Origin of the sequence: Streptomyces sp. NPDC055243 (assembly GCF_044544025.1) — a bacterium.
Classification (GTDB): domain Bacteria; phylum Actinomycetota; class Actinomycetes; order Streptomycetales; family Streptomycetaceae; genus Streptomyces.
The window spans coordinates 23,953-37,875 of the sequence record NZ_JBITWR010000024.1 but is presented as its reverse complement, the minus strand read 5'-3'; the positions used below and the strand labels follow the sequence as shown (position 1 = coordinate 37,875).

Sequence of the window (13,923 nt, the reverse complement as noted above, 5' to 3'; positions counted from 1 at the left end):
TCTCCAGCCCGTCCGGCGTTTGAGGACGAACTCGGCGGAGCCGGTGATGGACGGCCACCAAGGCCCCCGCGCCAGAGCCCTCAGCCAGACAGCTTCGCCGCCAGCTCCCCCACGTCAGTGGTAGGCGCGTCGCAGACGAACCGCCGGCAGACATAGGCCGCCGGAAGCCCCTCCACCAGCCCCCGCCCCGCGAGCAGCGGAAGCTCGCCGTCCGCAGGCCCGGCGGCGATCACCGCCCCAGGCGCCCCCGCAAGCATCGCGGTGCGGTGCAACTCGCCGCCCACCGGGCCGATCACGGCCACCTCCCGCGGCCCGTCCAGCGCCGCCTCCGCCACCGCAAGGCCATGCCCGATGAACCGCGGCGCCCGCGGCGCGAGCCCCTTCACCACGCCCAGCGCCCGCTCCGCCGCCAGACGATGCGGCTCGGCCCCGGTCTGCGCCGCGTACGAGAGCAGCGCCCCCGCGGCCGCCGTCCACCCGGACGGCACCGCGTTGTCCGTGGGGTCCTGCGGCCGCCGGATCAACTGCTCGGCGTCCGCGGCCGTGTCGTACAGAGACCCGGACTCCGCGTCCACGAACTGGCCGAGCACGTGGTCGAGGAGGAACCCGGCGAACTCCAGCCAGACCCCCTCCCCCGTCACGGACGCCAGCGCGAGGAACCCCTCCGCGACATCGGCGTAGTCCTCCAACACGCCCGCGTTCGCGCCCACTTGGCCGTCCTTGGACGTCCGGGAGAGCCGTGCGCGGTCGTCCATGTGCAGCCGTACGAGCAGGTCACCGGCGCCCACCGCAGCCGCCACCAGGTCGGGCCGGTCGAAGTACGCGCCCACCTCGGCGAGCGCGGCGACGGCGAGCCCGTTCCAGGCGGCGACGATCTTGTCGTCGCGGCCGGGCGCGGGCCGCTCCGAGCGCGCCGCGAGCAGCCGCTCCCGGATCGAGGCGATCCGGTCGGCATCCGCCACCGCGCCACCGCCCCCGTCCCCGCTCCCGCCCTCGGGGAGCTGCAGCACCGAAGCGCCTTCCTCGAAGGTCCCTTCCTCCGTCACCCCGAAGTACGCGACGGCGGTCTCGGCGTCCGCGTCGCCGAGCACCTCGCGCAGCTGCTCCGGCGTCCACACGTAGTAGGCGCCCTCGACGTGCTTGCCGGTGGTGGCATCCTCGCTGTCCGCGTCGAGGGCGGAGGCGAACCCGCCCTCGTTCGTGCGCAGTTCGCGCACCATGAAGTCGGCGGTCTCCAGGGCGACGCGCCGCGCGAGGTCCGAGCCCGTGGCCCGCCACAGGTGGGCGTAGACCCGGCAGAGCAGGGCGTTGTCGTACAGCATCTTCTCGAAGTGGGGCACGACCCACTCCCGGTCCACGGAGTACCGGGCGAACCCGCCGCCCAGCTGGTCGTAGATCCCGCCGCGCGCCATCCGCTCGCAGGTGTCGGCCGCCATCTGCAGGGCGCCCTCCGAGCCGGTGCGGGCGTAGTGCCGCAGCAGGAACTCGACGACCATGGACGGCGGGAACTTGGGCGCGCCCCCGAATCCGCCGCGCGATGCGTCGTAGTCGCGCGTCAGGCCGAGCAGCGCCTGCGCGAGCTCGTCCTCGCCGGGCAGCTCGTCGGCGCCGAACGCCAGCTGGCGCTCGGAGAGGTCGCGCACAACCTTGCCCGCGACCTCGGCGACCTCGTCGCGCCGGTCCGTCCAGGCGCGCCGCACCCCGTCGGCCACCTGCTGGAAGGACGGCATGCCGTGCCGGGGCTCGGGCGGGAAGTACGTGCCGAAGTAGAAGGGCTCGGCGTCGGGCGTCAGGAAGACCGTCATGGGCCAGCCGCCCTGACCCGTCGCGGCCTGCACGGCCTCCATGTAGACGGCGTCGATGTCGGGCCGCTCCTCGCGGTCGACCTTGACGTTGACGAAGTGCTCGTTCAGGAAGGCGGCCGTGCCGGCGTCCTCGAAGGACTCGTGCGCCATGACGTGGCACCAGTGGCAACTGCTGTACCCGACGCTGAGCAGCACGGGAACGCCGCGCTCCCGCGCCTCCGAGAAGGCCTGCGCCGACCAGGGCCACCAGTCGACGGGGTTGTCGGCGTGCTGAAGAAGGTAGGGGGACGTCTCATGGGCCAGTCGGTTCGGCATGCCTTCCATCCTCGCGCACCCGGCCCTCCGATCCGTGGACTGCCCCACGTGATCCGCGGACTCCCTCGCGCCGGAGCTCCGTACGCAGGACACTTGTGCCCGCAGGTGACTATTGCTCTCGGAGGGGGACCCATATGCGGGACAGCCATCGGGCCGAAGCCGAGCGGCTGTTGGTGCGGGCGGTGGAGGAAGAGGTGCGCCGCTCCGGCGGGCGGATCGACGGGGGCGTGCTGCTCTCGCGGGCCCGGGGCGCGCTGGATGCCATGGGGCAGAGTGCCGCCGAGGAGTACGCCGCCTACACGCAGGCCGTGGACGAGGCGGAGGCGGGGCAGCTCTCCTTCGGGCAGCGGTACGCCAAGGAGGGGGCCGGAACTCCCCTGCTGGTGGCGGCCGTTGCCGCCGTGGGCGCGTGCCTGGCCGACCTCGTGCTCGGGACCGGGGTCTCGACCGCCATGGGGGCGGGCGCCGCCGTCGCCGTCGCCGGTGCGGCCACCACCGTCCTGAAGGTCACCGCGTCCCACGTGCCCGCGGCCAGCCGCCGCGCCGGTGCGGTCAGCCAGCCGGGCGGGCCCGAGCAGCTGCGGCTGCAGTGGCTGACGGCCCTGGAGGTGCGGGGCATCCGGCCCTTCCTGGACCAGCAGCGGGTGCTCCAGGCGTCCTCCGGCTCCGGCAAGAAGAAGGCCGCGCCCCAGCTGCGGGGCACGGACAAGAGCGCGGCGGCCCGCAGGCGCACCGTACTGGAGCAGTCCTTCACCCAACTGCCGGAGCCGGACGGGCCGTTCGCCGGCCGCCGCGCCGAGCTCGCCCGCGTCGCCCAGTGGGTGCACGCGGCGCGGGCCAGCACCGAGACCCGGCCCACCGTCGTCGTGCTGCACGGCGCGCCGGGCTCCGGGCGGTCCTCGCTCGCGGTGCGTGCCGCGCACGATCTGCGGGACCAGTTCCGGGGCGCCTGCGTGGTCGACCTGCGGGGCGAGAGCTCCAAGCCGCTGTCCACGCGGGACGCGCTCCTGCATCTGCTGAATCGATTGGGCGCCCCGCGCGAGCAGCTCCTCATCCGGGAGCGCTCCTCGCAGGAACAGCAGCTCAAGCGGCTCAGCGAGCTGTACCACCAGTATCTGACCGGGCTCGCGGTGACCGTCGTGCTCGACGACGCGAGCGACCCGGAGCAGGTGCGCACCCTGGTGCCCGAGCGCTCCGACAGTCTCGTCCTTGTCACCACCCGCAAGCCCCTGGAACTGCCCGCCGACCTCCCGGCCTGGGTGCACCAGCTGCCGGTGGAGCCGCTGGACGCGGCGGGCGCGGAGGAGCTCCTGCGGGATGCGGCCGAGGACGCGTCGGGGCCCTACGACGCCGAATCCGCCGACGTGGTGCGGGAGTTGTGCGGCGGCCTGCCGCTCGCCCTGCGCGTCGCCGGGTCCTCGATCGGCGCGCGCACACCGAGCCGGCTCGCCGCCGACCTCGCGGCGTACGGCCCCGTGGAGCCCGTCGAGCGCGTCCTGTGGCTGCGCTACACCGACCAGACCGAGCCCGCGCGGCGCCTCCTGCGCAGGCTCGCGCTCGCCGGCCGCGCGTCCCTGGGGGCGGCCGCCGCCGCTGCCCTGCTCGGCGCCGACGAGACGGAGGCGGCCCGCCAGCTGACCGCGCTCGCGCGCGCGGGCCTCGTCGACCACGTGCGCGGCAGCCGCTACCGCCTGCACGATCTCGTACGCGCCTTCGCGCTCGCCCGTCTCATCGACGAGGAGGAGCCCGCCGAGCGCACGGCCGCCCAGGAGCGGCTCATCGTCAGCTACAGCGAGCTCGCCGGATCGGTGATCCGTCTGGTCGACGGCAAGATGTCGACGCGGGCGGGCCAGTTCGACCGGCACGGCTTCTCCTCGCTCGAAGCGGCCCTGCGCTGGCTGGACGACGAGTCCAGCTTCATCACGGCGACGCTGCGGCACGCGGAGGGCGTGGACCAGGAGGCGGTGCTCAACCTCCTGGGCGCGCTGTGCGACTACTGCCTGCTGCGCGGCGACCTCTACCGCCTGGGCGAGATCAGCGAGCTGACGCAAGCCGTCGACCAGGGGCTCCTCACACGCAGCGTGCGGTGGCGCACCGGCATCGCGTCCCGCCAGCTCGGCGAACTCGACCAGGCGCGCACCACCCTGACGTCGGTCGTGGACCTGTACATGGAGGCCCACCAGGACGCGGGCGCCGCTCTGGCCCTGTGCTCGCTGGGGATCACCCTGCACCACCAGGGCAATCTGACGGAGGCGTCCGCGCGGCTGCACGAGGCCCTGGAGCTCCAGGCCGCCGACGAGCTCGCCGGTGACCGCGCCTGGACGATGCACGCCCTCGCCGCCGTGGAGCGCGACCGCGCCAACCTCAACGAGGCGCTGGGTCTCCTGGAGGCCTCGCTCGTCCTGCACCGCGAGAACGACTCCCTGCACGGCGAGGCCTGGGCGCACTTCCAGCTCGGCCAGCTCTGCCTGCGCATGGGCGACGTACCGCGCGCGGAGAAGCAGCTCAAGGGCGCCCTCGACCTGTACGGGCGCACGCGCGACGGCCGCGGCGAGGCCTGGGCCCTGACGCAGCTGGCGCGCGCCCGCCTGGTGGACGGCGACGCGTCGGCGGCGGTCGACGGGCTGCGCCAGGCGGTGTCCCGGCACCGCGACAACGAGGACGCGCGCGGCGAGGCGTGGACCGCCTACTACCTGGGCCAGGCCCTGGAGGAGGCGGGCAGCCTGGACCAGGCGGTGCGCGAGCTGGAGCGCTCGCGGACGATGTTCTCGCGGATGCGCGACGTGTACGGCCTGGCCTGCGCCCGGCACCACTCGGCCCGGGTGACCCGCGACCAGCGCGCCGCCCAGACGGGCTCGCTGCGCAACTCCGGCTTCGCCCGCCAGCTCCTGGTGGACGCCCGCGCCGACTTCCAGCGCATCGGTGTCGCGCACGGCGAGGCCTGGACGTGCCTGGAGCTCGCGGTGGTGGACGCGGGGAACACGCGCGCCCAGCAGGCGCTCGCCCTGTGCGACGAGGCGGCCGCGCTGTTCGCCTCGTACGGCGACCGGCGGGGCGAGGACTGGGCCCGCTTCCTGCGCTGCACCCTGCTGCCGTACGGATCGCCCGGCGGCTGGGAGATCGGCACCGCGGTCGCCCAGGAGGAGCTCAGCCAGCTGGCCCGCGCCGGTCACCCGACGCGCGACGGCAAGCTGGACGACTACATGGAGGCGTACGGCCTCCTCCTGGAGCGCGGCGCCGACCTGGAGGCCGGCTGGCAGGCCTGGCGCCTGGGCATGGTGCCGAACCGTCACTCCCGCGAGGTGATGGGAGTGACGGTGGCGGCAGCGGGCTAGCCCTTGCGGGGCTCGGCCTCGGAGGCCCTCGCCTCCGAGGCGGAGGCCTCCGCGGGCTCCTTGAAGTCGACCTTCCGCATGTGCTTGCTCATCGACTTCATCAGACCCCAGACGGCGAGAGCCATCACCGCGAAGACGATGAAGCCGAGAACACCCGGGGTCACCTTGTCATCGTCGACCTCTTTGGCGAGAGGGACGAGATGCGTCATTGCCAGATGTGCGTTCACGCTAGGCATTGTCGCGGATGCCCGCAAAGAGGTCGTCCTCGGGGAGGGATGTATCGACGAGCGACTTCGCGAGCTCGTACTCCTCCGTGGGCCAGACCTCCTTCTGGAGCTCCATCGGCACCCGGAACCAGCCGCCCTCGGGGTCGATCTGCGTGGCGTGCGCGATCAGCGCCCGGTCGCGCACCTCGTAGAAGTCGGCGCAGGGAACATGCGTGGTCAGCGTGCGCTCGACCCGCTCGAACTCGTCCCAGCGCTTGAGCCAGTCCCCGTACGGCGACTCCAGGCCCTTGTCGAGCATCGCCTGGTGCAGCGCCTCGGTGCGCGGCCGGTTGAAGCCCTGGTTGTAGTAGAGCTTCTTCGGCTGGTAGACCGGGCCGAACTCGCTCTCGGGGTACTTCTCGGCGTCCGCCGCCCCGTCGAAGGCCACCATCGAGATCTTGTGGGTCATGATGTGGTCGGGGTGGGGGTAGCCGCCGTTCTCGTCGTACGTCGTGATGACCTGCGGACGGAAGGAGCGGATCTGCCGGACCAGCTCACCGGCCGCCTTGTCGACGTCCTCCAGGGCGAAGCAGCCCTCGGGCAGCGGCGGCAGCGGGTCGCCCTCGGGCAGCCCCGAGTCGACGAAACCGAGCCAGTCCTGCTTGACGCCGAGGATCTCGCGCGCCTCCTCCATCTCCTTGCGGCGCACCTCGTGGATGTTCTGCTGGATGTAGGTGTCCCCCTGGAGCTTGGGGTTGAGGATGTCGCCGCGCTCCCCGCCCGTGCAGGTCACGACATGCACGTCCACCCCCTCGGACACGTACTTGGCCATGGTGGCCGCGCCCTTCGAAGACTCGTCGTCGGGGTGGGCGTGGACGGCCATCAGTCGAAGCTGCTCAGTCAAGACTCTGATCCTCAGTGATCCGGCGCCCTCGGTCATTCGGCGCAATGGGCGGCTTCTATAGTGACGGAACCGGGGGGCGGAAAATTCCGGCATCCCTTTTCCTGGAGGACGATCATGACCGCCGTGGGCGAGAAGATCCCCGAGGGCCGATACGGCCGCTCGCGCACGGCCGACGAGCGCGCGGACCGGAAGCTGAAGATCACCGGCGGCGTCCTCGGCGTGCTCTTCCTCCTGATGATCGGCTGGTTCGGATACGACTACGTCTCCGGCACCAAGGTCAGCGGCGAAGTGATCAAGTTCGAGGTCGCGTCGGACAGCGCGGTCAAGGTGCACCTCGAGGTGCGCAAGGACGCGGACGCGCACGGCTACTGCACCCTGCGCTCGCAGGCCGAGGACGGCGAAGAGGTGGGCCGCGCCGACTTCCGCTTCGATCAGGACACGGGCCGGATCGACAAGGTCGTCACGCTGCGCACGAAGGCGCGCGGGACGAGCGCGGAGCTGCTGGGCTGCCACTCGGACTGACGTCGGCCGCCGCCGGAGTGCCGTCGGAGTGCCGTCGGGGTGCCGTCGGGGTGCCCCTCGCGCCACACCGGTCGTCCGACGCCCCCGGCGTACCTGCTCTCACCTGCGTTGACGTATTTCTGATGGCTTATGTCCTCCCCCTCACGCGCCTGAATTGTTAGGCTCGTGGTTTCGCCCACCCGTTAGGGAACATCCTTCTGGGTAGGGCGATGCTTTGTATTCCCAGTACCTACGAGGAGCACCTGTGACCCAGACCAGCGAAAACGTCACCTGGCTGACCCAGGAGGCGTACAACCAGCTCAAGGCCGAGCTGGAGTACCTGTCTGGTCCTGCGCGCACCGAGATCGCTACGAAGATCGCGGCGGCACGTGAGGAGGGCGACCTGCGCGAGAACGGCGGGTACCACGCGGCCAAGGAGGAGCAGGGCAAGCAGGAGCTCCGCGTCCGCCAGCTGACTCAGCTCCTGGAGCATGCGAAGGTCGGCGAGGCGCCGGCCGCGGACGGCGCGGTGGCGCCCGGCATGGTCGTGACGATCGCCTTTGACGGCGACGAGGACGACACCCTGGCGTTCCTGCTCGCCTCGCGCGAGTACGCGAGCAGCGACATCGAGACGTACTCGCCGCAGTCCCCGCTGGGCAGCGGCGTGAACGGCAAGAAGATCGGCGAGGACGCGCAGTACGAACTGCCGAACGGCAAGCTCGCATCGGTGAAGATCCTCGAGGCCAAGCCCTACCAGGCCTGAGGCCTCTTCGGTTGATGATCGGTTGACGTTAAAGGCCCCCCGCGCCCCGCGCGGGGGGCCTTTCGCGTGTCCGCGGTCAGGTCACGTGTCCGCGGTCAGGCCGTGGCCGAGCGGTACTTGCGGACCGCGAGGGTCCGGAAGAGCACGACGATCAGGATCGAGTAGATCACCGAGGCCCAGACGGGGTGCTGCATGGGCCAGGCCGACGAGTCGACCACTCCTGGGTTGCCGAACAGCTCGCGGCAGGCCTGGACGGTGGCGCTGAAGGGGTTCCAGTCGGCGATGGTCCGGATCCAGGTGGCCATGTTGTCCGTGGGGACGAAGGCGTTCGAGATGAACGTGACCGGGAAGAGCCAGATCAGGCCGCCCGAGGTGGCCGCCTCCGGGGTGCGCACCGAGAGGCCGATGAGCGCGCCGATCCAGGTGAAGGCATAGCCGAGCAGGAGGAGCAGGCCGAAGGCGCCGATCGCCTTGCCGATGCCCTCGTGGACCCGCCAGCCGACCAGGAGCGCCACGATCGCGAGCACGACCAGGGTGAGCGCGGTCTGCACGAGGTCGGCGATGGTGCGGCCGGTGAGGACGGCGCCGCGCGCCATGGGCAGCGAGCGGAAGCGGTCGATGAGGCCCTTGTGCATGTCGTCGGCGATGCCCGCGCCGGCGCCCGCGGTGGCGAAGGTGACGGTCTGGGCGAAGATGCCGGCCATCAGGAACTCGCGGTAGACACTGGGGTCCGTGCTGCCCCCGATGTTCATCGAGCCGCCGAAGACGTAGGCGAAGAGCACCACGAACATGATCGGCTGGATCAGGCCGAAGATGATCATCTCCGGGATGCGCGTCATGCGGATGAGGTTGCGCTTGGCGACGACGAGCGAGTCGTTGACCGACTGGACGACGCCGCCGCGCGGCCTGGGGGCCACGGTCCGGACCGCTTCGGTTGTCGAGCTCACTTCGCGCCCTCCGTGTCTTTGCCGATCTGGCCGATCTCGCCGTTCTCGCCGTTCGTCACCTCGGCCGCGTGGCCGGTCAGTGAGATGAACACGTCGTCCAGGGTCGGGCGGCGCAGTCCGATGTCGTCGATCTCGACCCCGCGGGCGTCCAGCTCGCGGATGACCTCGGCGAGCAGCTTGGCGCCGCCGGTGACCGGGACCGTGAGCTTGCGGGTGTGGTTCTCGACGGCGACCTCGCCCTTGCCGAGGCCGCGCAGGACCTCCGTGGCCGGGGTGATGTCCTCGCGCTCGTGCACCACGACCTCGACGCGCTCGCCGCCGGTCTGCGCCTTGAGCTGGTCGGAGGTGCCGCGCGCGATGACCCGGCCGTGGTCGATGACACAGATGTCGTGCGCCAGGTGATCGGCCTCTTCGAGGTACTGGGTGGTGAGCAGCAGGGTCGTGCCGCCCGCCACCAGCTCCTGGATGACCTCCCAGAGCTGCTGGCGGTTGCGCGGGTCGAGGCCCGTGGTCGGCTCGTCCATGAACATCACCGGGGGCGAGACGACGAGCGCGGCCGCCAGGTCCAGGCGGCGGCGCATGCCTCCCGAATACGTCTTGGAGGGGCGGTCGGCCGCGTCGGCGAGGTTGAACCGGTCGAGCAGCTCGCCGGCCCTGGCCTTCGCCTCCTTGGCCTTCATCTGGTAGAGCTGGCCGACCATCTGGAGGTTCTCGCGGCCCGTCAGATATTCGTCGACGGCGGCGAACTGGCCCGAGAGGCCGATCGAGCGCCGCACTTCGTTCGGATGCTTCAGTACATCGATGCCCGCGACGACCGCCCGGCCGCTGTCCGGCGTCAGAAGCGTCGTCAGACAGCGCACCGCCGTGGTCTTGCCCGCGCCGTTCGGTCCCAGGAGACCGAGCACGGTGCCTTCCGGGACATCCAGATCAACGCCGTCCAGAGCCCTTACGTCGCCGAAGGTCTTCACGAGACCTTCGGCGTAGATGGCGCCTGGCATGAGGGTTCTCCCCGTGGTTTGGGTGACTTCCTTCGGAAAAGCTTAGATTTGCCGGGTATCGCGCGCCCGGCGACCAGCGACGTGAGACACACCATAACGCGATACATCGCGTCTCTTCAACGGGATGGGCGAAGCCTGTGGACAACGCGGAGCGGCGGGGGGGGGGGGGAACGGCGTCGGACGTAAGGGACTCGCGGCGGGGCACGGCGTCATCGGCCTCAGCGGCCGGCCGATCAACCGATGACGGTGTAGCCCGCCTCGCGCAGGGCCGCGCCGACCTCGGCGCAGTGCGCCGGACCCTTGGTCTCCAGGTGCAACTCCACCTCCACCTCCGTGAGTCCCAGGCGCGGATCGGTCCGCACATGGCCCACGTCGAGGACGTTGGCGTCGACCACTGACAACACCCCGAGAAGCGTGGCCAGCGCCCCGGGCCGGTCCGTGAGGCGAAGGCGCAACGACAGATAGCGGCCCGCGGCCGCCATGCCGTGGCGCAGGATCCGCTGCATCAGGAGCGGGTCGACGTTGCCGCCCGACAGGAGCGCGACCACCGGGCCCTCGAACTCCTGCGGCCTGCTCAAGAGCGCCGCGACGGGGCTCGCCCCCGCGGGCTCGACGACCATCTTGGCCCGCTCCAGGCAGAGCAGCAGCGCGCTGGACAGCTCGTCCTCGGAGACGGTGACCACGTCGTCCAGCAGCTCGTCGATGATCCGGAACGGCACGTCGCCGGGGCGCCCGACCTTGATGCCGTCGGCCATCGTCGCCGGGTTCTCGATCGACACCGGGTGCCCGGCCGCGAGCGAGGGCGGGTACGCCGCGGAGCCCGCCGCCTGCACGCCGATCACCTTGACGTCCGGGCGCAGCGTCTTGACCGCCACCGCGATGCCCGCCGCGAGCCCGCCGCCGCCGACACCCAGGACCAGGGTGCGCAGCTCGGGGCACTGCTCCAGGATCTCCAGGCCCACCGTGCCCTGCCCCGCGATGATGTCCGGGTGGTCGAAGGGGTGGATGAAGACGGCGCCCGTCTCGTGCGCGTACTCCTGCGCGGCGGCCAGCGTCTCGTCGACCACCTGGCCGTGCATCCGCACCTCCGCGCCGTACTCGCGGGTCGCGGCGACCTTGGGCAGCGGGGCGCCCACCGGCATGAAGACCGTGGACCGCACGCCGAGCAGCGAGGACGCGAGGGCCACGCCCTGCGCGTGGTTGCCCGCGCTCGCGGCGACCACACCGGCCGCGCGCTCCTCGGGGAGCAGGCCCGCGATCCGTACGTACGCGCCACGCAGCTTGAAGGAGCCCGTCCGCTGGAGGTTCTCGCACTTGAAGTGGACCGGCGCGCCCACCAGCTGCGAGAGGTGCCTGCTGCCCTCCATCGCCGTCACCCTGGACACACCCGAGAGCATCTTCTGGGCGCCGCGCACGTCGTCGAGGGTGACCGTCGGCAAGGAGTGAGGCGTGCGGTAGCTCATGACGGCCAGTCTCCCAGCTCACACCAGGGTCCTCCTGTGGTGACCACGTGCCGAGACTGGTTTGCGCAGCGCTGGTACGCCCCGCGTCCCGGCCGCGTACCCTGTCCCCCAACCCATCGCCCTCGCATGAAGTGAGCCCCCGGCCATGCCCACAACTCCGGACATGACGACCGCCAGCGATCCCGGCCTCCTCGACACGCTGCAGCACCAGGTGGCCGTGTTCGCCCGCCGTGCGGAGCAGACCCGCCTCGGCGGCGTAGGACAGGTCCGCAACTCCATGGACCGCGCCGCATATCTGCTGCTCAACCGCCTCGACAAGGAGGGGCCGATGGGCGTGAAGGCGCTCGCGGCGAGCATGGGGATCGACTCCTCGACGGTCACCCGGCAGGTCGCCCCGCTGGTCGACACGGGGCTCGTCAAGCGCACGTCGCACCCCGAGGACGGCCGCGCCGTGGTCCTCCAGCTCTCGCCGCGCGGCGAAGCCCGCCTCAACGAAGTGCGGTCGTCGAGGCGTGACCTCATGGCCGAACTGACCGGTGACTGGTCCCCGGAGGAGCGCGAAAGCTTCTGCACGCTCCTCACGCGCTTCAATTCAGCGCTCTCCGCCCGCCAGACCTCCCAGTCGGCTCCGGACGCGCCGGCTTCCTGAGCCCGACGCCTCCCGGGGCGTCCGCATCCCGAGCCCGACCGCTCCGGGGGCTCCCGCCTCTTGACCTCGGCCGTGTGCCTGGCCTCATATGAGACCGGGGGCCCGTCCCCCTCCAGGCGGGAGGCGCGGTGCGCGGACGGCAGGCGTTTGCGGACGCCCGCCGGGCCCGGGAGTTCGAGGCGTTCGTCGCGGGCGCGGCAGGGCGGCTGCTGCATGCCGCCACGCTGCTCACCACCGAGCCGCCGGACGCCAACCCACGCGCGCGTGCCCTGCTGACCGCGTCCCTCGCCCATTCGTACGCGGCCTGGGACCGGATGCGCGGCGAGGACCCGTACGACCGCACCCGCCAGCAGCTGGCCATCCGCTTCGCCCGCGGGGCCTGGCGGCGGCACCGCGGCCACGGCGGCGTCCTGGCCCGGCTCACGCCCCAGGAGCGGCTGATCCTCGTACTGCGGCTGTACGAGGGGGTCGCCGAGGAGCAGACGGCCGCCCTCCTCGGCCTGCCCGCCGACCGGGTGGGGGCGATCTGCGCCCGCGCGATGGAGACGGTCCTGCACCCGCCGCGCGGCCCGGCACCGACGCGGCCCCTGGAGGAGGCGGCCCCGTCATGAGCCAGTTCGACCGCAAGGCGAACGCAGTCCGCCACCTCCTGGACGACGGCACGCCCCCCTCGGTCCCGCCCGAGCTCCACGAGCAGGCGGTCCGCCGCGGCGGCCGCATGCTGCGCCGCAGGAGGGCGCTGCGCCGGCTGCTGTGGCTCACGCTGCTCGTGGCGGCGGTCGCCTTCGTGATCTGGGCGTCGGTCGAGCAGCCCTGGGTGGAGCCGCCCTCGGAGACGACTCCACCCCTCACCCGCTGGTGAGCGGGGTCGAGGGCGACTAGCCCAGCGCCTGCTGAAGGTCGGCGAGCAGGTCGTCCACGTTCTCGATGCCCACCGAGAGCCGCACCAGGTCCGCCGGGACCTCGAGCGCCGAGCCCACCACGGACGCGTGCGTCATCCGCCCCGGGTGCTCGATCAAGGACTCCACGCCACCCAGCGACTCCCCCAGGGTGAACAGCTTCGCGCGGTCGCAGACGGCCACCGCGGCCTCCTCGCCCCCGGCGACCTGGAAGGACACCATCCCGCCGAACGCCTTCATCTGCTTGGCGGCGGTCTCGTGACCGGGGTGCTCCGGAAGCCCCGGGTAGAGAACGCGCGTCACGCGCGCATGCCGCGTCAGCATCTCGGCGACCTTCGTCGCGTTCTCGCTGTGCCGGTCCATCCGGACGGCCAGCGTCTTGATGCCGCGCAGCACCAGCCACGCGTCGAAGGGCCCGGCCACCGCGCCCATCGCGTTCTGGTGGTACGCCAACTCCTCGCCCAGCGCGGCGTCGTTGACGACCAGCGCGCCGCCGACGACGTCCGAGTGCCCGCCCATGTACTTCGTCAGGGAGTGCACGACGACGTCCGCGCCGAGCGCCAGGGGCTGCTGGAGGTAGGGGCTCGCGAAGGTGTTGTCGACGACGAGGCGGGCCCCCGTCTCCTTGGCGACCTGGGCGACGGCGGCGATGTCGGTGATGCCGAGCAGGGGGTTGGAGGGGGTCTCCACCCAGATCGCCTTCGTACGGTCGGTCACGGCCGCCCGTACCGCCGCCGGGTCGGAGGTGTCGGCGACCGACCACTCGACGCCCCACCGCGAGACGACCTTCGCGAAGAGCCGGAACGTGCCGCCGTACGCGTCGTTGGGGATGACCACGTGGTCACCGGGGGCGAGCAGCGTACGCAGCAGGCAGTCCTCGGCGGCCAGGCCCGAAGCGAAGGCGAGCCCGCGCCTGCCGCCCTCCAGGGCGGCCAGGTTCTCCTCCAGGGCGGTACGGGTGGGGTTGGCGCTGCGGCTGTACTCGTAGCCGCCGCGCAGCCCGCCCACGCCGTCCTGCTTGTACGTCGACACCTGGTAGATCGGCGGGACGACGGCGCCGGTCAGCGGGTCGGCGGTATTGCCCGCGTGGATCGCGACGGTCTCGAAACTCTGGCTGCTGAACGTGTCACTCATGTGG

At 71.8% G+C, this 13,923-nt stretch carries 13 protein-coding genes; 6 read left to right on the top strand and 7 right to left on the bottom strand.

Annotated elements, in window-relative coordinates; genetic code table 11:
- Nucleotides 1–80: 80 nt before the first annotated feature.
- Nucleotides 81–2,120: a thioredoxin domain-containing protein gene (locus ACIGXX_RS40735; protein ID WP_399983687.1), complete on the bottom strand. Its 2,040-nt coding sequence runs from the start codon at nucleotides 2,118–2,120 to the stop codon at nucleotides 81–83.
- 134 nt (nucleotides 2,121–2,254) lie between these two features.
- On the opposite strand from ACIGXX_RS40735, the gene ACIGXX_RS40730 reads away from it, so the two are divergent.
- Complete coding sequence (locus ACIGXX_RS40730; protein WP_399983684.1) at nucleotides 2,255–5,455, top strand: tetratricopeptide repeat protein; 3,201 nt, start codon at nucleotides 2,255–2,257, stop codon at nucleotides 5,453–5,455.
- Here ACIGXX_RS40730 and ACIGXX_RS40725 read toward each other — a convergent pair.
- Nucleotides 5,452–5,664: a hypothetical protein gene (locus tag ACIGXX_RS40725; RefSeq protein WP_383826404.1), complete on the bottom strand. Its 213-nt coding sequence runs from the start codon at nucleotides 5,662–5,664 to the stop codon at nucleotides 5,452–5,454. The genes ACIGXX_RS40730 and ACIGXX_RS40725 overlap by 4 nt on opposite strands.
- A gap of 19 nt (nucleotides 5,665–5,683) precedes the next feature.
- The gene (mca, locus tag ACIGXX_RS40720; protein ID WP_351170568.1) at nucleotides 5,684–6,565 is read right to left on the bottom strand and encodes a mycothiol conjugate amidase Mca; all 882 of its coding nucleotides are present in this window, start codon (nucleotides 6,563–6,565) and stop codon (nucleotides 5,684–5,686) included.
- 114 nt (nucleotides 6,566–6,679) lie between these two features.
- Between mca and ACIGXX_RS40715 the strand changes: the two genes are divergently transcribed.
- Together ACIGXX_RS40715 and greA are read left to right on the top strand one after the other, a co-directional pair.
- Entirely contained in the window at nucleotides 6,680–7,087 is a 408-nt protein-coding gene (locus ACIGXX_RS40715) for a DUF4307 domain-containing protein (protein WP_351170571.1), read from the top strand.
- Between the two features lie 244 nt (nucleotides 7,088–7,331).
- Nucleotides 7,332–7,829, top strand: a complete 498-nt coding sequence (gene greA, locus ACIGXX_RS40710) for a transcription elongation factor GreA (protein WP_249588092.1) — start codon at nucleotides 7,332–7,334, stop codon at nucleotides 7,827–7,829.
- Nucleotides 7,830–7,924: 95 nt separating this feature from the next.
- Here greA and ACIGXX_RS40705 read toward each other — a convergent pair whose 3' ends face one another.
- The 3 genes from ACIGXX_RS40705 to ilvA form a co-directional block, all read right to left on the bottom strand.
- The gene (locus ACIGXX_RS40705; RefSeq protein WP_399983678.1) at nucleotides 7,925–8,776 is read right to left on the bottom strand and encodes an ABC transporter permease; all 852 of its coding nucleotides are present in this window, start codon (nucleotides 8,774–8,776) and stop codon (nucleotides 7,925–7,927) included.
- Nucleotides 8,773–9,774, bottom strand: coding sequence for an ATP-binding cassette domain-containing protein (locus ACIGXX_RS40700; protein WP_399983675.1), 1,002 nt, complete (start codon nucleotides 9,772–9,774; stop codon nucleotides 8,773–8,775). The genes ACIGXX_RS40705 and ACIGXX_RS40700 overlap by 4 nt, the downstream gene beginning before the upstream one ends.
- A gap of 233 nt (nucleotides 9,775–10,007) precedes the next feature.
- On the bottom strand, nucleotides 10,008–11,237 hold the full coding sequence (gene ilvA, locus ACIGXX_RS40695; protein WP_366464632.1) for a threonine ammonia-lyase: 1,230 nt from the start codon (nucleotides 11,235–11,237) through the stop codon (nucleotides 10,008–10,010).
- A gap of 145 nt (nucleotides 11,238–11,382) precedes the next feature.
- Here ilvA and ACIGXX_RS40690 point away from each other — a divergent pair, with 145 nt between their 5' ends.
- The 3 genes from ACIGXX_RS40690 to ACIGXX_RS40680 all read left to right on the top strand — a co-directional run bounded on the left by ACIGXX_RS40690 (nucleotide 11,383) and on the right by ACIGXX_RS40680 (nucleotide 12,748).
- Entirely contained in the window at nucleotides 11,383–11,886 is a 504-nt protein-coding gene (locus ACIGXX_RS40690) for a MarR family transcriptional regulator (RefSeq protein WP_351170583.1), read from the top strand.
- A gap of 128 nt (nucleotides 11,887–12,014) precedes the next feature.
- Nucleotides 12,015–12,497 carry a sigma factor-like helix-turn-helix DNA-binding protein gene (locus ACIGXX_RS40685; RefSeq protein WP_351170586.1) on the top strand — a complete coding sequence of 161 codons (483 nt, stop codon included), beginning with the start codon at nucleotides 12,015–12,017 and terminating at the stop codon, nucleotides 12,495–12,497.
- The gene (locus ACIGXX_RS40680; RefSeq protein ID WP_351170589.1) at nucleotides 12,494–12,748 is read left to right on the top strand and encodes a hypothetical protein; all 255 of its coding nucleotides are present in this window, start codon (nucleotides 12,494–12,496) and stop codon (nucleotides 12,746–12,748) included. Before ACIGXX_RS40685 ends, ACIGXX_RS40680 begins: the two co-directional genes overlap by 4 nt.
- Nucleotides 12,749–12,764: 16 nt before the next feature.
- Here ACIGXX_RS40680 and ACIGXX_RS40675 read toward each other — a convergent pair whose 3' ends face one another.
- A complete protein-coding gene (locus tag ACIGXX_RS40675) occupies nucleotides 12,765–13,919 on the bottom strand; it encodes a cystathionine gamma-synthase (protein WP_351170592.1) in 1,155 nt (384 codons plus the stop codon).
- Nucleotides 13,920–13,923 lie beyond the last annotated feature (4 nt).

Bases quoted from the DNA above. Each gene is read 5' to 3' on its own strand.
- ACIGXX_RS40715 (WP_351170571.1), top strand. From the start codon at position 6,680: ATGACCGCCGTGGGCGAGAAGATCCCCGAGGGCCGATACGGCCGCTCG.
- ACIGXX_RS40735 (WP_399983687.1), bottom strand. From the start codon at position 2,120: ATGCCGAACCGACTGGCCCATGAGACGTCCCCCTACCTTCTTCAGCAC.
- ACIGXX_RS40700 (WP_399983675.1), bottom strand. From the start codon at position 9,774: ATGCCAGGCGCCATCTACGCCGAAGGTCTCGTGAAGACCTTCGGCGAC.
- ACIGXX_RS40730 (WP_399983684.1), top strand. From the start codon at position 2,255: ATGCGGGACAGCCATCGGGCCGAAGCCGAGCGGCTGTTGGTGCGGGCG.
- ACIGXX_RS40675 (WP_351170592.1), bottom strand. From the start codon at position 13,919: ATGAGTGACACGTTCAGCAGCCAGAGTTTCGAGACCGTCGCGATCCAC.
- ACIGXX_RS40725 (WP_383826404.1), bottom strand. From the start codon at position 5,664: ATGACGCATCTCGTCCCTCTCGCCAAAGAGGTCGACGATGACAAGGTG.
- ilvA (WP_366464632.1), bottom strand. From the start codon at position 11,237: ATGAGCTACCGCACGCCTCACTCCTTGCCGACGGTCACCCTCGACGAC.
- ACIGXX_RS40680 (WP_351170589.1), top strand. From the start codon at position 12,494: ATGAGCCAGTTCGACCGCAAGGCGAACGCAGTCCGCCACCTCCTGGAC.
- ACIGXX_RS40690 (WP_351170583.1), top strand. From the start codon at position 11,383: ATGCCCACAACTCCGGACATGACGACCGCCAGCGATCCCGGCCTCCTC.